Here is a 23,173-nt window from a genome sequence, read left to right as displayed (position 1 = left end):
AAGCGTATCGGGATCCTCGCCAATGAACCTCGTTTTCCCGACGGCCCAGGCCGCCGCCCTCGTCGCGACCCTGCTGACGGGATGCGATCAAGCCGCGCCGCCCGTCGAATTGACCGGCAAGGTCAAGGCGGTCGTCGACCGCAGCAAAACCACCCAGGCGACCTACGCCGCGTACTATTGGACCGAACTCTCACACGACGGCCAGCCGACCCAGGAATGGGCCGCGGAGTTCCATGCGGGAGACAAGCACCGCGTGGAGACGCCCCGCGACCGCGTGATCGCCGACTGCAAGGCCCAGACCGGCTCGGCGCTGTCGCTGGTGACCGGCAAGACCGTCGAGGGCCCGTCGGTCGCCCGCGTCGCCTGCGGCATCAACACCAACAAGGTCTTCACGGCGATCGAATGGAAGGGCGTGGTCCGGACACCTTACGGCGAGGCCGACCGCGTCGTCCTGACCGATAAGGACAACATCCGCACCTACGACATCTCGCCAGCGGGCGTGATCGTGCGCACGACCTTCGCCAAGAACAGCCCCGAAGCGCCGGTCGAACTGTCATCCGAGGCCGTGGGCGTGCTGTCCGAACTGCCGTCGCTCGACATCTTCGATCAGGCCTCGCTGGCCCGGAGCTATGTCCCCGACCACTTCAAGACGATTCCGGAAGCGGCCGACTGAACCGCCCCGACACAAGGTCGCCCCTCTGAAACGAACCCGCCGCGAAATGACCTTGGTCGCGCCGTTGCGAAGCCCGGTTCGAATCCCAATCTCTTACTCGACGCGGACAACCCGGCTTCTCCCCCCGGCCGGCCCCAGCGTCCTGCAAGCGCAGCGTCCGTGCCCTCCCCCCCCTCGGCACGGGCGCTGTTTGCGTTCAATACTGGTCTGGCAAGCCCTACGAACGTCGCGCAACATTGTTCTGGTAACGCTACCATTCCGCGCTATCCTGCACCTGAAACCTTCGTCCATGGAGAACGAAGGGTCACGGGAGCGAAGCGATCATGCGGGCCATCGCCCTTGCCTTGACCATCCTGTCCTTCGGCGGCGCCCAGGCGGCGACGCCAGCCCGGCCCCCGATCATCTCGGTCTCGCACCTGGCGGTCCACGCGGCGGACCCTGCCAAGAGCGAGGCCTTCTATGTCCGCGACCTGGGCGCGGTGAAGGGCCCTGATCCCGAGAACCCCGCCGGCGCGCGCTACTATTTCAGCCCGACCCAGTTCGTCGAGGTCCTGCCCCTGCCGCCCGGCCCGTCCAAGGTCGACCGACTGGACCACGCCGCCTTCAACACCCCCGACGCGGAAGGCCTGCGCGTCTATCTGGCCGCCAAGGGCGTGGCCGTCCCCTCAAGGATCGAGACCGGCGCCGACGGCGGCCGCTGGTTCGACGTGGTCGACCCGGAGGGCGTGAAGGTCCAGTTCGTCCAGCCGCCGGCCAACCCGCCGGCGATCGCGGTCAACCCGCTGTCCAGCCACATCATCCATGTCGGCTTCATCGTCCACGACCGCGCCAGGCAAGACGCCTTCTATCGCCAGATCCTGGGCTTCCGGCCCTACTGGTTCGGCGGCATGAAGGACGACACGCCGAGCTGGATCTCGCTGCAGGTCCCGGACGGGACCGACTGGCTGGAATACATGGTCGTCGCCCCGCCCGAGGGTCGGGGAACGCCGCCCGGCATGAGCCAGGCGACGGCCGGCGTTCTGGACCACTTCTCGCTGGGCGTGCCCGACACGCGCCTGGCCTACACCCTGCTGTGGAACGGCGACCGCCTGGAAGGCCAGAAGGAGACGCCCAAGATCGGGCGCGACGCCAAGTGGCAGCTGAACCTGTTCGATCCCGACGGCACGCGGGCCGAGATCATGGAGTTCCACGCCATCGGCAAGCCCTGCTGCTCGCCCTTCACCGCCGCCGATCCCCAGCACTGACGGCGGAGGCACGTGATGTCGAAGCTCCGCGCCCTGCTGCTGCTGACCGCCGCCTTCCAGGCCCTGGCGGGCTCGGCCTCGGCCCAAGTCCCGGCGCCGGTCGCGCCGGACTGGGCCTATCCCGACAGTCCGACCCACAAGCAGCGTCCGCCGCCGCCCGACTTCCACCGCCCCACGACGGTGATCGCCACGCCGATCGGGGTGTTCGAGGGACAGGCCGACGTCGGTTCGGCGCTCGTCCCCGGCTCGGCCAGCTTCAAGGACGGCGCCTACACCATCACCTCGGCCGGCTATAACGTCTGGTACACGCGCGACGAATTCCGCTTCCTCTGGAAGAAGATGTCGGGCGACGTCTCGCTGGCCGCCGACATCGTCTATCCCGACGCCGAGGGCTATGGCGACCGCAAGGCGGTGCTGGTCATCCGCCAGACCCTGGACGACGACTCCCCCGAGGCCCTGGTCGCCCTGCACGGCGCGGGCATGATCCATATCGCCCGCCGCCCGGCCAAGGGCGCGCGGATCGACGACATGGAATATCGGATCGGCAGCCGCGGCGGCCTGCCCGGCGGGGCCAGCCCCGACAGCCTGGTGACGATGCACGCCAAGCGGATCGGCATCCAGAAATCGGGCGACGACTTCACCCTGTGGGTCAGCGAGCGGGGCGAGCCGATGCACCAGTACGGCGCGCCGCTGAAGCTGCATCTGGACGGGCCGTTCTATGTCGGGATCGGCTTCACCTCGCATCTGCCCGTCACCCTGGACACGGCGATCCTGACCGACGTCGTGCTGGAGAACGCCGCCGGCAAGGTTCGCTAGAAACACGAGGAAACGTCATGCCAAACCGCATTTCCAGACGCAGCCTGATCGGCGCCGCCGGCGCCACGGCGGCGCTCGCGCCGACGGTCTCGAACACACAGGGGACGGCCATGGCCGACAGCGACAAGATCGGTTTCGCCATCGTGGGCCTGGGCAAGCTGAGTCTGGGCCAGTTGATCCCCGGCCTGAAGGTCGCCAAGGGCGCCAAGCTGGCGGCCGTGGTCAGCGGTGATCCGGCGAAGGCCAAGCGCGTGGCCGCCGAGAACGGCCTGCCGGCCGACGCGGTCTACGGCTACGACGACTACGACCGCATCGCCAAAGACCCGCGCATCCAGGTCGTCTACATCGTGCTGCCCAACTCCATGCACGCCGAGCACACGATCCGCGCCCTCAAGGCCGGCAAGCACGTGCTGTGCGAGAAGCCGATGGCGACCACCACCGCCGACGCCGAGGCGATGATCGCCGCCGCCAAGGCCGCCAAGCGCCACCTGATGATCGCCTATCGCTGCCACTACGAGCCGCTGAACCTGGACGTCATGCGTCGCCTGCGCGCCAAGTCGATGGGCAAGGTCCGGCAGATCAACACCACCATGGGGCGGCAGGCCGACCCCTCCGATCCGTCCGACGCCTGGCGGCTGGACGGCAAGATGTCCGGCGGCGGGGCCCTGGGCGACATGGGCGTCTATGGCGTCAACGCCGCCCGCTACCTGCTGAACGAGGAGCCGGTCGCCGTCCAGGCCTGGGCCCAGACCGATCGTTCCGATCCGCGGTTCAAGGAGACCGAGGATCTGATCAACTGGCAGTTCCGCTTCCCCTCGGGCGTGATCGCCAACGGCTCGACCTCGTTCAACTACGCCCCGACCATGGCCTTCGAGGTGATCTGCGAGCAGGGCCGGCTGGTGGCCGACCCTGCGGCCTTCTACGGCGGCAACCGCCTGACCGTGGTCAAGGGCGGTTCGGCCCAGCCGCCGGTCCCCGCCCCGCAGAGCGACCAGTTCGCCCGCGAGATGGACTGGATGGCCGACGTGGTGCGCGGAAAGGCGCCGATGGTCTCGCCCGGCGAGGAGGGCTTGCAGGACATGCGCCTGATGCAGGCGATCCTGGAGTCCGCGGCCAAGGACGGCGCGACGGTGAAGACGGACTGGGGCTACAAGCGGGCGGTCGATCCGGCGGCCGTGGTGGACGTGCCGGGTAAGGCTTAAGCCGAAAAAACCCGCTCATCCCGGCGAATGCCGGGACCCAGATCCCAAAGCTGAGTAGCTGATTGGAAAGACTCAGAGCCTTTGGCGTCAGCCTCGAAACCCTTCCATCTGGGTCCCGGCATTCGCCGGGATGAGCGGATCAAAAAAGAAAAGCTCTACTTCCCCTTCAACAACCGCCACCAGCTCTCCGCCAGCGCGTCCAGCAGCGGCTCCAGCGGCGCTGACGCCCGCTGCACCACCATCACGTAGGACAGCCGCTCGAACTGGACGAGCTGCATCAGCATCCGCGTGCGCGCCGCCGGGCGCTCGGCGTCGGAGAACCGCGCCAGGTAGTTGGGCATGGCGTCGATGAACAGGTTGATGAAGCGCAGATAGTCGTCGGCCAGGTCGGGGTCGGCGACATTGGCTTCGGTGGCCACGGCCAGCAGGTTGCGGCGTTCGTCGGTCTGCTCGGCCATGCCCTCCGACAGCCAGGCCCGGACGTCCTCGAGGGTCGGATCAGGGATCGCGTCCAGCGCCGCGAAGGTGGCCTGGATGTTGGGGACCAGCCGGTCGCCGATGGCGTTGGCCACGTCCTCCTTGTTGCGGAAATGCAGGTAGAAGGTGGCGCGGTTGGCGCCGGCCTCGGCGGCGATCTGCTCGATGGTCACGGCCCGGAAGCCGCGCCGGCCGAACAGGGCGACGGCGGCGTCGATCAGCCGTTCGCGGGTCAGCTGGCGCTGGGCCTCGCGCAGGCCGCCCGTCTTTTCCGCCGCTGCTCTCGCCAAGTTCGCTCTCCTCGCCGCTCCAGTTTTGCCACGCCCCCAGGTTCGACGCCAGTTGATTGACACGACAGGTGTCGTCTGAACTACTCGAAGGCGTCACGCGACGGAGTACGCGGGCGCATAGGGAAGACGCGCATGGCCATGCAGCTTGTCAGCGAAACCGCGGTCGACGGCGTCGAGGGGCCTGGCGCCCCGACGCTGTTCCCCACGCTGGACGGGGTCGACCTCTCCAACATCGAGCAGTTCACCCGGGGCCAGCCGTATGGCGATTTCGCCCGGCTGCGCGCCCAGGCGCCGGTGATGTGGCATCCCGAGCCCTATGGCGGCCCCGGCTTCTGGGCGATCACCCGTCACGCCGACATCATGGCCGTCGAGGCCGATCCCCAGACCTTCTCGTCGCGCAAGGGCGGCATACTGATGGCGCACGGCGACCCGCAGAAGCGCCACGCCCTGCTCTATCGCGCCTCGATGGACACCATGATCAATCTCGACGGCGCCGAGCACATCCAGCTGCGCCGCGAGCACATGACCTATTTCACCCCCGCCTATCTGCGCGGCGTGACAGAGGCGGTGCGCGCCGAGGTGAGCCGACTGCTGGACGAGATGGCGCCGCTGGGCCGCTGCGACCTGGTCGAGGCGTTCTCGTCCAAGCTGCCGCTGTTCACCCTGTGCGAGATCCTGGGCGTGCCGGCCGAGGATCGCGGCAAGTTTCTGAAGTGGATGCACTATCTGGAGATGGCCCAGGACCTGGCCTTGAAGCAGGCCCTGGCCCCGATCACCCCGACGCTCGAACTCATGCAGTTCGTCCAGGACTTCAACACCAACGTCGAGGAGATGTTCGAGTACGGCCGCACCATGCTGCACAAGCGGCGGCAGGACCCGCAGGCCGACCTGATGAGCGCCATCGCCCGCGCCCAGGTCGACGGAACCCTGCTCAGCGACGAGTACCTGGRCGGCTCGTGGCTGCTGATCGTCTTCGCCGGCAACGACACCACCCGCAACACCCTGTCGGGCACGATGAAGCTGCTGACCGAATTCCCCGACCAGAAGCAGCGGCTGATCGCCGATCCGTCGTTGATGGGCGGGGCGGTCAACGAGTTCATCCGCATGGTCAGCCCGGTGATCTACATGCGCCGCACGGCCGCCCGCGACGCCGAGATCGCCGGCCAGGCCATCCGCGAGGGCGAGAAGGTGGTCATGTACTACGGCGCGGCCAACCGCGACGAGGCGGTGTTCGCCAACCCCGACCAGCTGGACATCACCCGGTCCAACGCCGACAAGCACATCGCCTTCGGCTACGGCCCGCACGTCTGCATCGGCAAGCGGGTGGCGCAGATCCAGCTGGAAGAGGCCTACCGCCAGATCCTGGGCCGCTTCCCCGACATCCGCTGGACCGGCGAGATCGACATCGCCCCCAACAACTTCGTCCACGCCATCAGCAAGCTGGAGGTCGAGTTCACCCCGGGCGGGACGGCCTGAGATGGCCCTGACGCGCGGGGACGATTATCCGATCCACCAGACGGCCGAGCCAGTGGCCTATGCCGGCACGGACCGCAATTTCTACGACCGCTACTTCTTCAACGGCTACGAAGCGACGGGAGACGGCGACGCCTTCTTCGCCGCCGCGTTCGGGGTCTATCCGCACCTCAACATCGCCGACGCCGCCTTCTGCTGGATGAGGGACGGCCGCCAGGTGAACCTGCACGCCAGCCGCTGGCTGGAGATGGAGCGGATGGACCTGACGGTGGGTCCGATCACCATCCAGGTGCTGGAACCGCTGCGCCGCCTGAGGATCACGGTCGAGGCGCTCGAACAGGGGATGCGGGCAGAGGTCACCTTCGAGGGCCGGTCGTTCCCGATCGAGGAGCCGCGCTTCACCCGCCGGATCGGACCGCGCACCCTGCTGGACTACACCCGCCTGACCCAGAACGGGTCCTATTCGGGCTGGATAGAGGTCGACGGCCGGCGCCACGAGCTGGCCGGTTTCGTCGGCACCCGCGACCGGTCGTGGGGCGTGCGGCCGATCGGCGCGCGCGATCCGCAGGAGATGGCCCCGCAGGTCCTGCCGCAGTTCTTCTGGCTGTGGACCCCCTGCGCCTTTACAGATGGCGACCTGTTCTTCCACACCAATGACGACGAGCACGGCCGGGCCTGGAACCGGCGGGCGGTCTGGGCGCCATTGGGCTCGGCGCGCGACGGGGCCGTCGACTTCGACGAGGTCGACTACGGCGTCGACTGGCGTCCGGGCACGCGGCACGCCACGCGGGGCACGATCCGCCTGCCGGACGGCGGCGAGGTCGACATCACGCCCCAGGCCGAGTTCTTCATGCTGGGCCTGGGCTACGGTCATCCGGTCTGGGGCCACGGGCTGAACCACGGCAAGCTGAAGGTCGAGCGCGAGGACCTGGTCCTGGCCGACCTGGACCGCGCCCTGCCCTTCCACCTGCATGTCCAGGCCCTGTCGAAGGTGACCTGGCGCGAGCCGGACGGGACGACCAGGGTCGGGCGCGGGGTGTTCGAGCAGCTCGCCCTGGGGCCGCACGCGCCGTCGGGCTTCAAGAGCATCCTGGACATGGCCCCATGAGCGACCTGCGGGCGGGCCTGGAAGCCTATCTGACCGACCTGTGGGGCGCGCCGACGGCGGTGACGAACCTGTCGCGCATCCCCGGTGGGGCCAGCCGCGAGACCTATCGCCTGGACGCGGATACGGGCGGCGTGACGCGCGGCATGATCCTGCGTCGCGACCCGCCCGGCAGCCTGATCGAGACCGACCGGCGGCTGGAGTTCCTGGCCTACCGCACCGTCCACGGCCACGTGCCGGTCCCCCAGGCCATCGCCCTGGAGGAGGACGGCGGGCCGCTGGAGCGGCCGTTCTTCCTGATGGAGCGGATCGACGGCGGGACCGTGCCCTCGCCGTTCGTGTTCGATCCCTACGGCGAGCACGCCCAGGCGCTGGGCGAGCAGTTCTTCACCACCTTGGGCAAGCTGGCGGCCCTGAACCACGAGGGGACGCCGATCCGTGAGGCCGCCCCGGCGCCCGCCCCCGAGGACTGCTGGCGCATCGCCCTGGACCACTGGTCCGGCGTCATCGAGGCCGACGAGCAGCATCCGCAGCCGATCGTCCGCGCGGCGATCCGCTGGCTCTATCGCCACCCGCCGCCGCCGGCCCAGCGGATCGGCATCGTCCATGGCGACTACCGCTCCGGCAACTTCATGCACGACGGGGCGGGGACGATCATGGCCATCCTCGACTGGGAGATGGCTCATCTGGGCGACCCCATCGAAGACCTGGGCTGGGCGTTCGATCCGCTGTGGAACCACTTCGACGAGGGCAAGGTCGCGGGGCTGATCCCCCAGGCCGAGGCGATCGGCCTTTGGCAAGCGGCAAGCGGCCTGACGGTCGATCCCCAGGCCCTGGCCTGGTGGTCGCTGTTCAACGCCGTGAAGGGCCAGGCGATCTGGACCTCGGCGGCCAAGGAATATCGCGACGGCGGCTTCGTCGACCCGATCCTGGCGATCTCGGGCTGGTACACGGCGCGGCGCCACGACCTGATCCTGGCCGACCGCCTGGCCAGGCTGGAGGCGATCTGATGACCCCGGCCCTGCCCGACATCCTGCGCGGCAACTTCATGTGCCTGGCCATCCCCGCCCCCGTGGAGTCGCAGGGCGAGTTCATGACCGGCCGCGTCGGGGTGATCGCCCTGCTGTCGCTTTTGGCCGCGCAAGAGGTGGAGCGCGGGACCACGGCCCGGGTCTGGGAGAACGCGGCCATCGCCGCCGCGCTGGCCGAGGCGGCCGACGCCTACGGCGTCCAGTACGCCGAGCTCGCCTCCATCGGCCCCACCGACCTGTCGCTGGAAGCCCTGGACCGCGCCAACGCCGCCCTGCGCCGGGGGCTGATCGCCCTGCACGAGGCGGCGGAGACGGCGGGGGACTTGGCGAGGCATCGGACGATCGTGGGGCTGTACGGCGAGATGGCCGAGCGGCGGCGATTGGACCTGCCGCCGTTGCCGGCACGGTGATCACCTACCGCTCGACCATCGTCGCGCCTTCGCGCCGGACTGGCGAGGCTACTTCTTCTTGCCTTTGTCCAGCTTGACCTTCGAGCTCTTGAACCGGGCTTCGTCCGCCGGCACCAACCGAAAGCCGCCCGTCACCATGCCCATGCGCACGGTCTGCTCGGCGTAGTAGGTTTCGCCGGGCTCGACCTCCAGCCGCAGCCGGTCCTCGGCCTTGTTGACCGCCATCGGGCCGGTGATGTTGTAGCTGTGGATGCCGGGCTCGACCTCGATGGTGAAGGCGCCGCCGTTCGGCAGGTCGCCCAGCTCCGGGGCGTCCTTGGCGGGCTTGCCGTCATCGCCCACCTCGACGATGTGATAGGTGTAGATCGCCCCGGGCAGGCGGCCCGGCCGGAAGAAGTAGATGCGTCCCTTGCCGGACGCGCTGGTCGCGGCCGCCGGCGGCGCCGCTTCCGGAGTCGCTGCGGCTTCCGGGGCCGGAGCGGCGGCCGCGTCCGGAGCCGGAGCGACGGCGGCTTCCGGAGCGGGCGCGGGCGCGCTTTGCGTCGCTTCCTGAGCGAAGGCCGATGCGCCGAACGCCAGCGAGAGAGCGGCCCCAGCCGCGAGTAGAAGCTTTTTCACTTAGAACTTTCCCGTTTCTGCAGTCGTTGATGGTGTCGTCGCGCCAACCGGAAGTTCCAGGTCTTCGGCCAGCCGAACCGTGGCCCGCGCGCCCGCGGGCATCTCGATCTCTCCGCCCTGGATGAAGACCGCCGCCACGCCCGCGTAGGGCACCAGCAGCACCCCCGTCGCCAGGTCGACGCGGCTTTTTCCAGCGGCCATGAACGTCATCCCGCGGACGCGGACACGCTGTCCGTTCAGGTCCATGAAGCGGGCGGAGATGATCAGCTTGCCTTGCTTGCCGCCCATCCCGGCCCGGGCGGCGTCGATGACTTCACCCTGGCCCGTGGCGCCGGCGGCGACGATATCGGCGCCTTGGCTGGAAATCGGCTGCACGAGGCGGATCGTGAACTTGTCGCCCAGCTTGTTGACGCGGGAGCTCAGGGCGTCGACCAGCTCGACCTCGATCTGGGAGCCTGCGGCCAATCGCAACACCGGAGCGGGCGGGGCCTCGGGAGGCGGCGCCGGAACGGGCGAGGCCGCTGGCGGGGCCCGTGGCGCCGGGGTCGGAGCCGATACGCTCGCCTCGACCTGACCGAGCCCGGCGGACGCCAAGGCGCACACGATAATAGCAGTCGCCAACATCTGAATCGTCCCCCCAAGCTTTGCCGTAACATGACGTCCAACACCGGTAAAGTTGCTCGATGTCGCGCAGGTTGCGGTCGCGGGACCCGGACGGCGGCGCGCTCCACGCCACAAACTTCCGCTCATACCGCTCATGAGCCCTAGCCAAGTCGCCCGCCCTCCCCCATCTGGCTCAGGCGGTCCTGGTTCCAGGGAGGGACGGCCGCTCACCAGGGGCCCCATGGCGATCATTTCCGTATCCGGTCTGACCAAGACCTACGCTTCCGGCCATCAGGCCCTGAAGACCATCGATCTCGACATCAAGCAGGGCGAGATCTTCGCCCTGCTGGGTCCCAACGGGGCCGGCAAGACCACGCTGATCAGCATCATCTGCGGCATCGTCAATCCCAGCACCGGCACGGTGACGGCCGACGGCCACGACGTGATCAAGGACTACCGCGCCGCGCGGACCAAGATCGGGCTGGTGCCGCAGGAGCTGAACACCGACGCCTTCGAGACCGTCTGGGCCACCACGCGGTTCAGCCGCGGCCTGTTCGGCAAGCCCCGCAACGACGCCTATATCGAGAAGGTGCTGCGCGACCTGTCGCTGTGGGACAAGAAGGACGCCAAGATCATGACGCTGTCGGGCGGCATGAAGCGGCGGGTGATGATCGCCAAGGCCCTGAGCCACGAGCCGACCATCCTGTTCCTGGACGAGCCCACCGCCGGCGTCGATGTCGAGCTGCGCCGCGACATGTGGGAGATGGTCCGCAAGCTGCGCGAGAACGGCGTCACCATCATCCTGACCACCCACTATATCGAGGAGGCCGAGGAGATGGCCGACCGGATCGGGGTGATCAGCAAGGGCGAGATCATCCTGGTCGAGGACAAGGACGTGCTCATGCGCAAGCTGGGCAAGAAGCAGCTGACCCTGCAGCTGCAGAGCCCGCTGACCGCCATCCCCGCCAAGCTTTCCGACTATGCGCTGGAACTGGCCGCCGACGGCCACGAGCTGGTCTACACCTTCGACGCCCAGGCCGAGGAGACCGGCATCGCCGGCCTGCTGCGCCGCCTGGGCGAGCAGGGCGTCGACTTCAAGGACCTGCACACCAGCCAATCCTCGCTGGAAGAGATCTTCGTCAGCCTGGTGAGGGACGCGAAATGAACATCCACGCCATCCAGTCCATCTATCGCTTCGAGATGGCCCGCTGGTTCCGCACCCTGGCCCAGAGCGTGCTCTCGCCCGTGCTTTCGACCTCGCTCTATTTCGTGGTGTTCGGCTCGGCGATCGGCTCGCGCATGCAGTCTATCGACGGGGTCAGCTACGCCGCCTTCATCATCCCCGGCCTGATCATGCTGTCGCTGCTGGGCGAGAGCATCTCCAACGCCTCGTTCGGCATCTACATGCCCAAGTGGGCCGGCACGATCTACGAGCTCTTGTCCGCGCCCGTGTCGTGGATCGAGACGGTGATCGGCTATGTCGGGGCGGCGGCGACCAAGTCGGTGTGCCTGGGCCTGCTGATCCTGGCCACGGCGCGGCTGTTCGTGCCCTACGAAATCCTGCACCCCTTCTGGATGCTGGGCTTCCTGGTTCTGACGGCGGTGACCTTTAGCCTGTTCGGCTTCGTGATCGGGGTCTGGGCCACCGACTTCCAGAAGCTGCAGATCGTGCCGGCCCTGATCGTCACGCCGCTGACCTTCCTGGGCGGCAGCTTCTATTCGATCAGCATGCTGCCGCCGATCTGGCAGAAGATCACCCTGTTCAACCCGGTGGTCTATCTGGTCAGCGGCTTCCGCTGGAGCTTCTACGGCGTCTCGGACCTGAACCCGATCGTCAGCTTCGGCGCGACGCTATGCTTCCTGGCCGCCTGCCTGACGGCGGTGTGGGCGGTGTTCAAGACCGGGTATCGGCTGAAGGTCTAGCCAAGCCGGGGACATGCACTCGTGCGTGTCCCCACCGCCCCTCAGGGGTCAAACGGTGGCTCCCGTGCGCGGGGATGGGGACACGCACAAGTGCATGTCCCCGGTCGCTTATCGAACCGTCAGCACCGCGCCGTCGATGGCCACGACCAGCACCTTCTGGCCGGCCGCCGGCTCCGGTCCGTCCGCCACGACGGCGGCCCATTCCTTGCCGTCGACGAACACCCGGCCCTTGCCGTTGGCGAAGCCGTCGAGCACCTCGCCGTCGCGGCCGACCAGGCGCAGCGACGGGTCGTTGAGGTCGGGGTTGTCGGCGTCCAGCACCGGCCGCAGGAACCGGCGGGCGAAGTAGGTCGAAGCGATGGTCAGCACCGCGAACAGGCCCAGTTCGATCGGCAGGCCCGGCGCCACGGCCAGGGTCAGCAGCCCCACCAGCATGGCGCTGGCGGCCGGCCACAGCAGCCAGCCGGTGCCGGTGGCCACCTCGACCGCCAGGAAGATGGCCGCGACCGCCAGCCAGACCCAGAACGGATGGGTGGCGTAGAACAGCATCAGGCCCTGCATGACGTCAGGCTCCGCGTTTCGGGGTCGGCGGCACGGCGGGACGCGCCGCGTCGCTGCCGCCCAGGGTCTTCACCAACTCGGCGACGCCGGCCACCGTGCCGGTCAGGCCTGCGAAGTCGGCCGGCACGATCACGGTCTTGGCGTTGGGCGAACGGGCCAGGTCGCCGAAGGCTTCGACGTACTTCTGGGCGATGAAGTAGTTGATGGCGTTGACGTCGCCCTTGGAGATGGCTTCCGACACGAAGGCCGTCGCCTTGGCCTCGGCCTCGGCTTCCCGCTCGCGCGCCTCGGAGTCGCGGAAGGCGGCTTCCTTGCGGCCCTCGGCCTGGAGGATGGCGGACTGTTTCTGACCTTCCGCGCGGGCGATGGCGGCCTGCTTTTCGCCCTCGGCCTCGGTGATCACGGCGCGGCGCTCGCGCTCGGCCTTCATCTGGCGGGCCATGGCGTTGGTGATGTCGGCCGGCGGCGTCAGGTCCTTGATCTCGATGCGGGCGATCTTGACGCCCCACGGGCCGGTGGCGTGGTCGATGGTCGACAGCAGCCGGGTGTTGATCTGGTCGCGCTGGCTGAGCACCTCGTCCAGCTCCATCGAGCCGACCACGGTGCGCAGGTTGGTCTGGGCCAGCTGGGTGATGGCGTACATCAGGTTGTCGACCCGATAGGCGGCCTGCGAGGCGTCCATCACCTGGATGAAGACGATGGCGTCGACCTTCACCGAGACGTTGTCCTTGGTGATGACCTCCTGCTGGGGGACGTCGAGCACCTGCTCCATCATGTTGACCCGGCGGCCGATGCTCTCGACGAACGGGGTCAGGATGCTGATGCCGGGCTTCAGCGTGCGGGTGTAGCGGCCGAACCGCTCGACGGTGAATTCACGCCCCTGGGGCACGATCTTGATGACGTTGACGACCAGGAAGATCGCCAGCGCCACGAGCACCAGCGGAACAAGGTAAGACAGCACTGCGAAAGCCTCCCACAACCGATGGAAGAGACCCTAGCGCGTGCCTCAGTTGTTCGCCACGGTTTCCGGCGCCGCTTCGTCCTGCGAGGCTTGCGACGGCGCCCGGGTCCGCATCGACCGGGACAGCTTGGCCGACAGGGCCTGGCCCTTGCGGGCGACCGCCTGCTCGGCCTGGCGGCTGGCGTCGTCGCAGCTGACAAACTCGCCCTGGCGCGCGGCGAAGCCGACGTTGAACTTGTCGCGCAGCTGGGCGTCGAAGGCCTGGTCGGCCTTTTCCACCTCGGTCAGCCGGACCATGCGCGAGCGCCAGTACTGGTCGCCGCCGCCCTCGCAGACCTGCCGCAGGGCGTGGCTCTCGCCCAGGGTGAAGGCCAGGTCGAGCAGGGTCTGGCGCTCCACCGGTCCACGATCCTGGGCGAGGGCGGAACCCGCTCCGGACAGGACGGCGAAAGCGATCAAGGCGTTGAGCGGCAGGCGTTTCATGGGCCGCACTATCTCCGCTGACCGCGCTCTTGTCACGGTTCCGCCCGCCTCAGGCGAACCGTGCGGATGCACAAAAGACTCCGGCAGGCCTTGCGAAGGCCACGGTTTGGAGCGACCCTGTGGATAACGTGGGGAACAACACGCGCAGGGAGGTCGTCATGGCTGAAGTGCATTACGGCGTGGTTCGCGTCGGAGAAACCTGGGCCATCATCGGAGACCAGCTCCGGGTCGGCGCCTATACGACCCGCCGGCAGGCCGAGAGCGCGGCCCGACGCCTGGCCGAACAGGTCACGGGCGTGGGCCTTCCGGTCCGCATGCACCTGCAGGACGACACCGGCCAGTTGCATAAGCCCACCCTGCTGAGCTAGGCCGTCTCCACGTCCCCATCGCCGTCACCGTCGTACAGGAAGCTCCGCACCGCCTTCCAGACCTGGACCATCGAGGCCAGGAAGCCGATCACCGACGCCGCGACCTGGAAGATCGCCCACACCGCCGTCGCCAGCGGGCTTTCGGTGAACAGCGAGACCAGCGGATAGATGATCTGGCTGACGACGATCCGGAACCCGGCATAGGCGGTGGAATATTCGATCACCGCCCCGCCGATCGCCGCCGTCACCAGCACCGCCAGGACCGGCGCCCACAACAGCGGCAGCAGCAGCACAAGACCCAGGGCCGTGACCAGGCTCTTGGTCGCCAGGCCGGCCCGCGACACCGCCGTGGCCCCCACGCCATAGGCCATGGCCCCGCCCAGCAGGACGAAGGCGGCCGGCAGGATCAGGTCGGCCACGTCGATCAGGTCGAACCCCGCGACGAGGCTGGCCCCGGCGGCGGCGATCAACACCAGCAGGAAGCCGCCCAGCCAAAGGGCGCTGTACTGGCTCAGCCGATGTCGGATGACGGCGCGATCCCGCATGATGTCTCCCCCCAGAGCCAAGCTTCGCCGGACGGTGACTCGGAACCCGTCCCGCGTCGACTGGAAACTGATCGCCCCGTCGCGCGCTTTGTTAGGGAAAAAGCTTGGCTGTCCTCCAGGAGGCGAACATGGCCGACACTGCTGAAATGGCCGTCGTGAGCGGCGCGCTGCCCCAGGGCTGCGCGGGCAACCGGCTGCTGGCCGCCCTGCGCCCCAACGATCTGGCGATGCTGACGCCGCACCTGACGCCGATGATCCTGGCCGTCGGCCAGACCCTGTTCGAGGCCGGCGAGGACGTCGTCAACACCGTCCTGCCCTGCTATTCGACCATGGCCTCGCTGCTGGTGGTCACCCGCGACGGCGACGAGATCGAGGTGGCCTCGATCGGCCGCGAAGGGGCGATCGGCGGCATCGTCAGCGCCGGCTTCAAGCCCGCCTACGGCCGCGCCGTGGTCCGCATTCCCGGTTCCGCGCTCAGCATTCCGACCAATCGCCTGGAGGAGGCAAAGCTGCGCTCGCCGGCCCTGGCCGACCTGTTCGCCCGCTACGCCGACGTGCTGCTGGCCCAGATGATGCAGTCCTCGGCCTGCAACGCGCTGCACAGCATCGACCAACGCATGTGCCGCTGGCTGCTGTCGACCCACGACCGGGCCAACGACGCCACCATCCGCCTGACCCAGGAGACCCTGGCCGACATGCTGGGCGTCCAGCGCACCACGGTCACCGCGGTGGCCAAGGCCCTGCAGGACGAGGGGCTGATCCGCACGGGGCGCGGGCGGATCGAGATCCTGGACCAGCCGCGGCTGGAGCGGCGGGCGTGTGAGTGCCATGCGCAGGTCGAGGCGCATTTTCAGCGGATGCTGCCGGAGGTGAAGACCTAGGGCGTCTGGGCGGCGAACACTTGCCCCCTACGGATCGCTTCGCGATCGTCCCCCACAGGGGGAAGAGGCGTGTCCTCCGCCCCCTATGGGGGCGGACAGACCGCGTAGCGGTCAGGTGGGGGCAAGTGGGTGAGCCACTAACCTCTTAACGCCGCCACCCGCCCGATCGCCGCCTCCGCCTCGCTCATGATCCGGCGCACGATCTCCCCCGCCGGCAGCACTTGCCGGATCCCGCCGGCGCTCTGCCCCATCGCGAAGCACGACCGGTCCGGGTCCAGCCCCTCGATCTGGCCCCCAATGCCGCCCATGGCGCCGGCCTGGATCGAGGCGATGGCCTGTTGCGGGAACGGCTGGATGTCGGCCGGGCGGGCCTCCCAGTCGTCGACCCAGGCGTTCTTGCGCACCCGCATCGGCTTGCCCGAATAGGACCGGGTGCGGACGGTGTCCTCGTCGGCCGCCTCCAGCACCGCCTGGCGATAGAGGTCGCCGGCATGAGCTTCGGTGGAGGCGATGAAGCGTGTGCCCATCCAGACGCCCTGGGCGCCCAGGGCCAGGGCCGCCGCCAGGCCGCGCCCGTCGTACAGGCCGCCGGCCGCGATCACCGGGATGTCGACCGCGTCCACCGCCTGGGCGACCAGCGGCAGGGTCCCGACCAGGCCGGTGTGGCCGCCGCCCTCGCCGCCCTGGCAGATCACCGCGTCGCAGCCGGCCTGCTGGGCCTTGACCGCATGCTTGACCGCCCCGCAGACGACCATGACCTTCAACCCCGCCCCTTTCAGCCGTTCGATGATCGACAGGGGCACGCCCAGGCCGGCGACGAAGGACGAGGCCCCGCCCTCGATGATCGCGTCGACCGAGGCCGTCAGGGCGTCGGGCGTGGCGGCCAGCAGGTCGACGCCGAACGGCCTGTCGGTCAGGTCGCGGACCTGGGCCATCTGCAGGCGGATGAAGTCGGGGCTGGTCCCGGCCATGCCCAGCACGCCGTAGCCGCCGGCGTTGGAGACCGCCGCCGCCAGCGGCGCATAGGAAACCCCGCCCATGCCGGCCAGCAGGATCGGATGCTCGACGCCGAGCAGGTCGCACAGCGGGGTGTGCAGGGTCATTGGGTTTCCTCCCGTCTTTTCGGGGAGGATGGGCGCTTCAGGCGAGGCGGCAAGCGTGCCGCGAGGGCAGGCCTCAGTCCCGCTTGAGAACTTCCGGCTGGACCTCGGCTTCCGACGTCCAGAAACAGGCCGCCATCGAGGTCAGGATCATCGCGATCAGGGCCAGCATGCCTCTGGGCGGGGCCAGGCCCACGATGTCTTGCGGGGTCATCTGTCGTTTCCTCTGGCGACGCCCGGGTCTGATGCCCAAGCTGTCGACAGGGAAAGCTTCTCACCGGCCCGAAGGTTCCGCAAGTCCCTTATTTTTAAGGGGAATTCGTGGACCGAACCGTCCAGCTTTCCTCAGAAGATCGAATAGGCCCCGTCGATCACGAAGGTGTCGCCCGAGTGGTAGCTAGAGGCGCCCGAGGCCAGGTAGACGGCGATGCCGCCGAAGTCGGCCGGTTCGCCCCAGCGCCGGGCCGGCACGCGGGGGATGACCTTGTCGGCGAAGGCGGGATTGTCCTGGGCGCCCTGGGTCATGTCGGTGGCGATCCAGCCGGGCAGAATGGCGTTGGCCCGCACGCCGTAGCGGGCGTGCTCGACGGCGACCGACTTCATCATCGAGATCACCGCGCCCTTGGTGGCGGCGTAGGCCTGGTTGCGGGCCGCGCCCTCGATGGCGGCCAGCGACGCGACGCCGACGATCGAGCCGCCCGGATCGCCGCCCTTGGCCCGCTCGACCATGTGGCGGCACGCCTCGCGGAAGGTGAAGAACACCCCGTCCAGATTGACCGCCAGGGTCTTGCGATAGGTCTCGGTCTTCATCTCCACGAAGCTGGGCGCGCCGTAGCCGACCCCGGCGTTGGCGAACACGCTGTCGACCCGGCCCATGGCGGCCACGGCCTCCTCCATGCCCTCGCGGACCTGGTCTTCCTGCGAGACGTCGACCACCTGGGCCTTCACCCGGGTCCCGTGCTTGAGCAGCTCGACCTCGGCGGCCTGGTTGCGCTCGGCGTTGCTGCCCCATATGACGATGTCGGCGCCCGCCTGGGCCAGGGCGCTGGCCATGCCCAGGCCGATGCCGCGATTGCCGCCGGTGACCAGGGCCACGCGGCCGGTCAGGTCGAAGGGTTTGTAGGCCATGGCATTGCGCTCCCGAACGTTTCGCTTCGAACGTTTGTTTGAGGGGAGCGGTTGTCACTTCAAACGTCAAGGCCTTGCCGGCTAACACTTGCCCCCTACGGGCCTTCGGCCGTCTTCCCCCAGAGGGGGAAGAGGACGCCGCGGCGAAGCCGCCAGGTGGGGCAAGTCAGTAAGCCGCTACGCCCCGAACCGCTCGAACGTCTCGGCGATCACCTTGCGGGTGACATCCCACTCGACCATCGCCAGGGCCTCGTCCAGCGACACGAACCGGGCTTCGGCGGCGTCGTCGCCGGCCACCGGCTCGCCGGAGATCCAGCGCGCGGCGTAGTCGATCATCACGTAGTGGCGGGTGGTCGCGCCGGTCTCGCGCGAGGTGAACAGGCCGTCGACCACGTCGACCAGGCCCAGCAGCTTGGCCTGGACGCCCGTCTCCTCGGCCAGCTCGCGCAGGGCGGCGGCGACGGTGGTCTCGCCGCGCTCCAGGCGGCCGCCGGGCAGGCTCCATTGGCCCAGGCGCGGCGGGGTGCCGCGCTTGATCAGCAGCACCTGGTCGTCGCGCAGGCAGACGACGCCGACGGTGGGGACGGGGAACTCGGCGGCGGCAGGGGCGACGGCGGTGGAAGCGGAAACCATGGCGGCGTCAGATACGCTCGGTTCGGGCCGCGTCAAGCGCGCCCTCACGGAAATCCGGCCTTCAGGTCCAGGCTGGAGCTGACGCCCACCTGGGTCAGGCAATGGCCCAGCCAGTCGTCCGCCGCCTTGCGCCCACGATCGCGCAGATCGCTCAGGAAGCTCCACTCGGTGTCGAACTTGCTGCCCAGCGACAGGTCGGCCAGAGCCTTGTCGGCGGTGATGGCGTGCATCAGCATCCGCCGATAGCGGCCGCGAGCGTTGTCCTTCAGCAGGCCCTCATCCAGCAGCTTCTGCACGAAGCCGATGGCCCGCAGCTCGCTGGCCAGGGCGGCGTTGAAGGTGATCTCGTTCAGCCGGTCCATGATCTCGCCCGGCGTCTTGGGCGTCTCCTCGCGGACGAACGGATTGAGGCTGACCAGCAGGATGTCGTCGGGGGTGTCGTCGTAGAACAGCGGCCACAGGGGCGGGTTCGCGAGAAAGCCGCCGTCCCAATAGGGCTCGCCGTCGATCTCCACGGCCTGGAACACCTGGGGCAGGCAGGCGCTGGCCATGATGTGGCGGGCGGTCAGCTCGGTCTCGCGGAACACCTTGGCCTTGCTGGTGCGCACCTGGGTGGCGGCGATGTACAGCTTGATCGGCGAGCGCTCGCGCAGGGCCTTGAAGTCGATCTCGCCTTCCAGCGCGTCGTGCAGCGGGTTCAGGTTGAACGGGTTGAACTCGTAGGGGCTCATCGACAGCGCAAAGGTCTCGGCCAGCCGCCAGCCGGGGCTGTTCTTGAGCCAGTCGGCCCCGCCGGCGAAGGCGCTGGTCCAGATGCTGGTGTCGCCGAACACGTTGCGGCCGCCGTTGCGGTTGACCTGCTTCCAGAAGCGCTCGAGCCGCGCCTTGGCCCCATCGCGGCCGCCGTCGATCAGGCCCTGGGCCAGGCACACGGCGTTCATCGCCCCGGCCGAGGCGGCGGTCACCGCCAGGATTTCAATATCCTCTTCCTCGAGCAGGCGGTCGAGCACGCCCCACTCGAACGCCCCGTGCGAGCCGCCGCCCTGCAGGGCCAGCGAGATCGGCTTGGGGCCAGGGGCCTTCTTCTTGAACGGACCGATGGGCATGTCCCCGGCCGCTACTGCGCGGTCCAGCCGCCGTCGATGCTGAAGGCCGAGCCGTTGGCCGAGGCCCCGGCGTCGGACACCAGGTACAGCAGCAGGCCGTTCAGCTGGTCGAAGGTGACGAACTGTTTGGTCGGCTGGGCGGCCAGGATCACGTCCTTCATCACGGCCTCTTCGCTGATGCCGCGCGCCTTGGCCTGGTCGACGATCTGGGCCTCGACCAGCGGGGTCTTCACGAAGCCCGGGCAGATGGCGTTGCAGGTGATCCCGAAGGTGGCCAGCTCGAGGGCGGCAGTCTTGGTCAAGCCCAGTATGCCGTGCTTGGCCGCCACATAGGCGGCCTTGAACGGCGAGGCGACCAGGCCGTGGGCCGAGGCGATGTTGACGATCCGCCCGCGCCCCTGCTCCTTCATGATCGGGATCGCCGCGCGCGTGGCGTGGAAGGCCGACGACAGGTTGATGGCGATGATCAGGTCCCACTGGTCGACCGGGAAGTCCTCGATCGGGGCCACGTGCTGGACGCCGGCGTTGTTGACCAGGATGTCCAGCTCGCCGAACTCGGCCTTGGCGGCCTTGACCATGTCGGCGATCTGGCCGGGCTTGGTCATGTCGGCGCCGTTGTAGAGCACCTCGACGCCGTGCTTCTCGGCCAGTTCGGCGCGGGTCTTCTCGATGGCGGTCATCTCGCCCAGGCCGTTGAGGACGATGTTGACGCCCTGGGCCGCCAGGGCGTCGGCCATGGCGTGGCCGATGCCGCTGGTCGAGCCGGTCACGATCGCGACCTGACCCTGCAAACCGAAATCCACGGCCATCGCACGCTCCTTGGCTCGCCGCCCAATTGCTGCATCGCAGCATATAGCTCGCTCTTGCGATGAGCGAGCGTTTATAAATTCATCGGTAGATGAAATTAAGGCTGGAGGCGAGCGAAAACCCAGTCGGCCGGCGTGGAGAGGTCGGCGCGGTACTTGTAGCCATCGAGATCAAAGCCCTGCAGGTCGGCCGCCTTGTCGATGCGGTTGTCGATGGCGAAGCGGGCCATGCGGCCGCGGGCCTTCTTGGCGAAGAAGCCCAGCACCCGCAGGGTGTTGCCCTTCTCTTCCTTGAAGTGGCAGGTGACGGTCGGCAGCTTCAGGGCCTTGGCGTCGACGGCCCCGAAATATTCCTGGCTGGCCAGGTTCACCAGGGTCGGGTCGACGTGGTCCTTGGCGGCGGCGTTCAGGGTCTTGGCGATGGTCTCGCCCCAGAAGTCGTAGAGGTTCGAGCCCCGCTTGGTCTTCAGGCGCGTGCCCATCTCCAGGCGATAGGCCTGCAGGGCGTCCAGCGGCCGCAGCACGCCGTATAGGCCCGACAGGATCCGCAGGCGGTCCTGGGTCCAGTCCAGGGCCGGACGGTCCAGCTCGCGGGCGTTGAGGCCGGCGTAGACGTCGCCGTTGAAGGCGATCACGGCCTGGAGGCCGTCCTCGACCTGCGAGTCGAAGGCCTGGAACCGGGCGTGGTTCAGCTCGGCCAGGTTTTCGGAGATGTGCATCAGCCGGCGCAGGTCTGCCTTGGACAGCTTGCGCGTCACCTTGGCCAGCTCGGCGATCTGCGGCTTCAGCTCGGGCGTGGTGAGCGGCAGCACCTGATCGGGGGCGGTGAAGTCCAGCGACTTGGCGGGGGAGATGACCATCAACATGGCGGTGCAGATAGAGGCTTGGAAGGGCCACGGCTAGTGTGGCGCTGGACAATGGCGCCGCTCGCCGCGATGTTGCGCGCCCTTTCTTCGGACCACGCTCCATGCCCCAGCTCCTTGGCCTGATCGCCGCCCTCATCTGCCCGCTGGTGATGTTCGTCGCCCTGTTCCTGGTGATCCGCACCCCGAACCTGAAGTGGCGCCTGGCCTGGGCGGTGCTGTGCTTCGTCGGGATCGGGGCGTTCTGGATGCGGGCGGCGGACGGCGCGTGGGGCTTCGTTCCGGCGGCGATCAACGTGCTTGGGCCCGGCCAGCAGCCCGGCTACTTCAAGGCCACGGTCCCGGTCGGGGCCCTGGTCTCGATGTTCATCTGCATCAGCGTCCGCAGAGCCCGTCTTCAGGCGGCGCAGCGCCGTCAGGACGATCCCTCCTAAGAACGACCGGCCTAGAACAACACGCGCGGGTTCATGATCCGCTGGGGATCCAGGGCGGCGCGGACGGCGCGCAGGGCTTCGACCTCGACGGCGCTCTTGTAGCGCAGGGCCTCGACCGACTTCATCGCCCCCAGGCCGTGCTCGGCGCTGATCGAGCCGTCCATCGACGCGACGATGTCGTGGACGATCCGCGCGCCCTCGTCGCGCAGGGCGTCGTGCGAGTCATCGGCCCCGCCGTCGGGCCGCAGCACGTCGTAGTGAACATTGCCGTCGCCGACATGGCCGAAGGCCACGACGCGGACGCCGGGCGAGAACCTTTCCATCGCCGCCGTGGCCTGGTCGATGAACTCGGCGACCTTCGACACCGGCACCGAGACGTCGTGCTTCCAGGCCGCGCCCTCGGGCTTCTGGCCGCCCGACTGGTTCTCGCGCACCGCCCAGAAGGCGTGGGCCTGGGCCTGCGTCTGGGCGACGGCCGCGTCCTGGATCAGGCCGGTCTCCAGCGCGCCGGCCAGCAGCCGCTCCATGGCCGCCTCGGCCGCGCCGGGCTCGCCCGAGGCGGTCTCGATCAGCACGTACCAGGGATGCACGGCCTCCAGCGGCTCGCGCAGACCCGGTATGTGCTTGAGCGCGAAAGCGATCCCCAGGCGGCTCATCAGCTCGAAGGCTTCGATGGCCCCGCCGGTCTCGTCCTTGGCCTTGGCCAGCAGGGCGATGGCGTCGTGCGGCGTCGCCACGGCGGCGACGGCCACGCAGCGCGAGACCAGCAGCGGATAGAGCTTGAGGCTGGCGGCGGTGATGATCCCCAGCGTGCCCTCGGCCCCGATCAGCAGATGCTTGAGGTCGTACCCGGTGTTGTCCTTGCGCAGGCGCTTGAGGCCGTTCCAGACCTCGCCATTGGGCAGCACCGCCTCGATCCCCAGGATCTGGTCGCGCATGACGCCGTAGCGCAGCACCGCCGTGCCGCCGGCGTTGGTCGAGGCCAGGCCGCCGATCGTGCAAGACCCCTCCGAGGCCAGGCTCAGCGGGAAGCGGCGGTTGACGCTCAGGGCGACCTCGTGGGCCTTGGCCAGGGTGACGCCGGCCTCCAGCACTATGACGTCGTCGAAGGCGTCGACATCGCGCACGGCGGTCAGCTTCTCGGTGGAGAGCAGGATCTCGCCTTGCGGGATCTGGCCGGCGACCAGGCCGGTGTTGCCGCCCTGCGGGGTGATCGCCACGCCGTCCGCCGCGCAGATGCCGACCACCGCCGAGACCTGAGCCGTCGAGCGCGGCAGGGCCAGCAGCGGGGTTTCGCCCGACCACCGCCCGCGCCACTCCTGCAGCTTGGGCGCCAACCGGTCGGGATCCTGGCTCCACCCGCCCTCGCCGAGCACGGCCTTGAGGCGGGACAGGGTATCGGCGGGAACGGGCTTGGTCATGGGCGCGGAGGATACGCT

Annotated in this window: 28 protein-coding genes; 13 read left to right on the top strand and 15 right to left on the bottom strand. The window is 68.7% G+C overall.

The window, feature by feature from the left end:
- The first annotated feature begins 22 nt into the window (after positions 1-22).
- From AC1DYP_RS08945 to AC1DYP_RS08930, 4 genes are all read left to right on the top strand, one after another.
- Positions 23-673, top strand: coding sequence for a hypothetical protein (locus tag AC1DYP_RS08945; RefSeq protein ID WP_477046029.1), 651 nt, complete (start codon positions 23-25; stop codon positions 671-673).
- A gap of 323 nt (positions 674-996) precedes the next feature.
- Entirely contained in the window at positions 997-1,917 is a 921-nt protein-coding gene (locus AC1DYP_RS08940) for a VOC family protein (RefSeq protein WP_477046028.1), read from the top strand.
- Between the two features lie 15 nt (positions 1,918-1,932).
- Entirely contained in the window at positions 1,933-2,733 is an 801-nt protein-coding gene (locus AC1DYP_RS08935) for a hypothetical protein (protein WP_477046027.1), read from the top strand.
- Positions 2,734-2,750: 17 nt separating this feature from the next.
- The gene (locus AC1DYP_RS08930; RefSeq protein ID WP_477046026.1) at positions 2,751-3,935 is read left to right on the top strand and encodes a Gfo/Idh/MocA family protein; all 1,185 of its coding nucleotides are present in this window, start codon (positions 2,751-2,753) and stop codon (positions 3,933-3,935) included.
- A gap of 155 nt (positions 3,936-4,090) precedes the next feature.
- Here AC1DYP_RS08930 and AC1DYP_RS08925 read toward each other — a convergent pair whose 3' ends face one another.
- Positions 4,091-4,702 carry a TetR/AcrR family transcriptional regulator gene (locus AC1DYP_RS08925; RefSeq protein ID WP_477046025.1) on the bottom strand — a complete coding sequence of 204 codons (612 nt, stop codon included), beginning with the start codon at positions 4,700-4,702 and terminating at the stop codon, positions 4,091-4,093.
- 138 nt (positions 4,703-4,840) lie between these two features.
- On the opposite strand from AC1DYP_RS08925, the gene AC1DYP_RS08920 reads away from it, so the two are divergent.
- Genes AC1DYP_RS08920 through AC1DYP_RS08905 form a run of 4 tightly spaced genes read left to right on the top strand, consistent with a single transcriptional unit; the run spans position 4,841 to position 8,721 of the window.
- Positions 4,841-6,178 carry a cytochrome P450 gene (locus AC1DYP_RS08920; RefSeq protein ID WP_477046083.1) on the top strand — a complete coding sequence of 446 codons (1,338 nt, stop codon included), beginning with the start codon at positions 4,841-4,843 and terminating at the stop codon, positions 6,176-6,178.
- A gap of 1 nt (position 6,179) precedes the next feature.
- On the top strand, positions 6,180-7,283 hold the full coding sequence (locus AC1DYP_RS08915; RefSeq protein ID WP_477046024.1) for an Rv3169 family protein: 1,104 nt from the start codon (positions 6,180-6,182) through the stop codon (positions 7,281-7,283).
- Positions 7,280-8,290 carry a phosphotransferase family protein gene (locus tag AC1DYP_RS08910; RefSeq protein WP_477046023.1) on the top strand — a complete coding sequence of 337 codons (1,011 nt, stop codon included), beginning with the start codon at positions 7,280-7,282 and terminating at the stop codon, positions 8,288-8,290. Before AC1DYP_RS08915 ends, AC1DYP_RS08910 begins: the two co-directional genes overlap by 4 nt.
- Complete coding sequence (locus AC1DYP_RS08905; RefSeq protein ID WP_477046022.1) at positions 8,290-8,721, top strand: hypothetical protein; 432 nt, start codon at positions 8,290-8,292, stop codon at positions 8,719-8,721. Before AC1DYP_RS08910 ends, AC1DYP_RS08905 begins: the two co-directional genes overlap by 1 nt.
- Before the next feature lie 48 nt (positions 8,722-8,769).
- Here the strand turns inward: AC1DYP_RS08905 and AC1DYP_RS08900 are convergent, their stop codons facing one another.
- Both AC1DYP_RS08900 and AC1DYP_RS08895 read right to left on the bottom strand, forming a co-directional pair.
- Positions 8,770-9,339 (bottom strand): hypothetical protein, encoded by a 570-nt coding sequence (locus AC1DYP_RS08900; protein ID WP_477046021.1) that lies wholly within the window; start codon positions 9,337-9,339, stop codon positions 8,770-8,772.
- Positions 9,340-9,963 carry a hypothetical protein gene (locus AC1DYP_RS08895; protein ID WP_477046020.1) on the bottom strand — a complete coding sequence of 208 codons (624 nt, stop codon included), beginning with the start codon at positions 9,961-9,963 and terminating at the stop codon, positions 9,340-9,342.
- Positions 9,964-10,183: 220 nt separating this feature from the next.
- Here AC1DYP_RS08895 and AC1DYP_RS08890 point away from each other — a divergent pair, with 220 nt between their 5' ends.
- Together AC1DYP_RS08890 and AC1DYP_RS08885 are read left to right on the top strand one after the other, a co-directional pair.
- Positions 10,184-11,107: an ABC transporter ATP-binding protein gene (locus AC1DYP_RS08890; RefSeq protein ID WP_477046019.1), complete on the top strand. Its 924-nt coding sequence runs from the start codon at positions 10,184-10,186 to the stop codon at positions 11,105-11,107.
- Positions 11,104-11,865 (top strand): ABC transporter permease, encoded by a 762-nt coding sequence (locus AC1DYP_RS08885; protein WP_477033255.1) that lies wholly within the window; start codon positions 11,104-11,106, stop codon positions 11,863-11,865. The genes AC1DYP_RS08890 and AC1DYP_RS08885 overlap by 4 nt, the downstream gene beginning before the upstream one ends.
- A gap of 108 nt (positions 11,866-11,973) precedes the next feature.
- On the opposite strand, the gene AC1DYP_RS08880 is transcribed toward AC1DYP_RS08885, so the two are convergent.
- Genes AC1DYP_RS08880 through AC1DYP_RS08870 form a run of 3 tightly spaced genes read right to left on the bottom strand, consistent with a single transcriptional unit; the run spans position 11,974 to position 13,870 of the window.
- Positions 11,974-12,426 carry an NfeD family protein gene (locus AC1DYP_RS08880; RefSeq protein ID WP_477033256.1) on the bottom strand — a complete coding sequence of 151 codons (453 nt, stop codon included), beginning with the start codon at positions 12,424-12,426 and terminating at the stop codon, positions 11,974-11,976.
- 4 nt (positions 12,427-12,430) lie between these two features.
- Positions 12,431-13,384: an SPFH domain-containing protein gene (locus tag AC1DYP_RS08875; RefSeq protein ID WP_477033271.1), complete on the bottom strand. Its 954-nt coding sequence runs from the start codon at positions 13,382-13,384 to the stop codon at positions 12,431-12,433.
- Between the two features lie 48 nt (positions 13,385-13,432).
- Positions 13,433-13,870 carry a TIGR02301 family protein gene (locus tag AC1DYP_RS08870; RefSeq protein WP_477046018.1) on the bottom strand — a complete coding sequence of 146 codons (438 nt, stop codon included), beginning with the start codon at positions 13,868-13,870 and terminating at the stop codon, positions 13,433-13,435.
- Between the two features lie 158 nt (positions 13,871-14,028).
- Here AC1DYP_RS08870 and AC1DYP_RS08865 point away from each other — a divergent pair, with 158 nt between their 5' ends.
- Positions 14,029-14,238 carry a hypothetical protein gene (locus tag AC1DYP_RS08865; protein ID WP_477033258.1) on the top strand — a complete coding sequence of 70 codons (210 nt, stop codon included), beginning with the start codon at positions 14,029-14,031 and terminating at the stop codon, positions 14,236-14,238.
- On the opposite strand, the gene AC1DYP_RS08860 is transcribed toward AC1DYP_RS08865, so the two are convergent.
- Positions 14,235-14,783, bottom strand: a complete 549-nt coding sequence (locus AC1DYP_RS08860; RefSeq protein ID WP_477046017.1) for a hypothetical protein — start codon at positions 14,781-14,783, stop codon at positions 14,235-14,237. The genes AC1DYP_RS08865 and AC1DYP_RS08860 overlap by 4 nt on opposite strands.
- Before the next feature lie 128 nt (positions 14,784-14,911).
- On the opposite strand from AC1DYP_RS08860, the gene AC1DYP_RS08855 reads away from it, so the two are divergent.
- Positions 14,912-15,664, top strand: a complete 753-nt coding sequence (locus AC1DYP_RS08855) for a Crp/Fnr family transcriptional regulator (protein WP_477046016.1) — start codon at positions 14,912-14,914, stop codon at positions 15,662-15,664.
- Between the two features lie 137 nt (positions 15,665-15,801).
- Here the strand turns inward: AC1DYP_RS08855 and AC1DYP_RS08850 are convergent, their stop codons facing one another.
- From AC1DYP_RS08850 to yaaA, 7 genes are all read right to left on the bottom strand, one after another.
- Positions 15,802-16,767 carry an NAD(P)H-dependent flavin oxidoreductase gene (locus AC1DYP_RS08850; protein ID WP_477046015.1) on the bottom strand — a complete coding sequence of 322 codons (966 nt, stop codon included), beginning with the start codon at positions 16,765-16,767 and terminating at the stop codon, positions 15,802-15,804.
- Between the two features lie 73 nt (positions 16,768-16,840).
- A complete protein-coding gene (locus AC1DYP_RS08845; protein ID WP_477033262.1) occupies positions 16,841-16,978 on the bottom strand; it encodes a hypothetical protein in 138 nt (45 codons plus the stop codon).
- A gap of 131 nt (positions 16,979-17,109) precedes the next feature.
- Positions 17,110-17,892 carry an SDR family NAD(P)-dependent oxidoreductase gene (locus AC1DYP_RS08840; protein ID WP_477046014.1) on the bottom strand — a complete coding sequence of 261 codons (783 nt, stop codon included), beginning with the start codon at positions 17,890-17,892 and terminating at the stop codon, positions 17,110-17,112.
- Between the two features lie 177 nt (positions 17,893-18,069).
- Positions 18,070-18,525, bottom strand: a complete 456-nt coding sequence (locus AC1DYP_RS08835) for an NUDIX hydrolase (protein WP_477046013.1) — start codon at positions 18,523-18,525, stop codon at positions 18,070-18,072.
- 44 nt (positions 18,526-18,569) lie between these two features.
- The gene (locus tag AC1DYP_RS08830; protein ID WP_477046012.1) at positions 18,570-19,631 is read right to left on the bottom strand and encodes a patatin-like phospholipase family protein; all 1,062 of its coding nucleotides are present in this window, start codon (positions 19,629-19,631) and stop codon (positions 18,570-18,572) included.
- Between the two features lie 11 nt (positions 19,632-19,642).
- Positions 19,643-20,440 carry a 3-hydroxybutyrate dehydrogenase gene (locus AC1DYP_RS08825; RefSeq protein ID WP_477032721.1) on the bottom strand — a complete coding sequence of 266 codons (798 nt, stop codon included), beginning with the start codon at positions 20,438-20,440 and terminating at the stop codon, positions 19,643-19,645.
- A gap of 95 nt (positions 20,441-20,535) precedes the next feature.
- On the bottom strand, positions 20,536-21,303 hold the full coding sequence (gene yaaA / locus AC1DYP_RS08820; RefSeq protein WP_477046011.1) for a peroxide stress protein YaaA: 768 nt from the start codon (positions 21,301-21,303) through the stop codon (positions 20,536-20,538).
- A 101-nt stretch (positions 21,304-21,404) separates the two neighbouring features.
- On the opposite strand from yaaA, the gene AC1DYP_RS08815 reads away from it, so the two are divergent.
- Positions 21,405-21,734, top strand: coding sequence for a hypothetical protein (locus AC1DYP_RS08815; protein ID WP_477032723.1), 330 nt, complete (start codon positions 21,405-21,407; stop codon positions 21,732-21,734).
- An 11-nt stretch (positions 21,735-21,745) separates the two neighbouring features.
- Here AC1DYP_RS08815 and AC1DYP_RS08810 read toward each other — a convergent pair whose 3' ends face one another.
- Positions 21,746-23,155 carry an FAD-binding oxidoreductase gene (locus tag AC1DYP_RS08810; protein ID WP_477046010.1) on the bottom strand — a complete coding sequence of 470 codons (1,410 nt, stop codon included), beginning with the start codon at positions 23,153-23,155 and terminating at the stop codon, positions 21,746-21,748.
- Positions 23,156-23,173: the final 18 nt, after the last annotated feature.

Source organism: Caulobacter sp. P1_D6, from assembly GCF_056406095.1.
The sequence above is the reverse complement of the archived record's forward strand: the minus strand, read 5'-3'. Positions and strand labels throughout refer to the sequence as shown.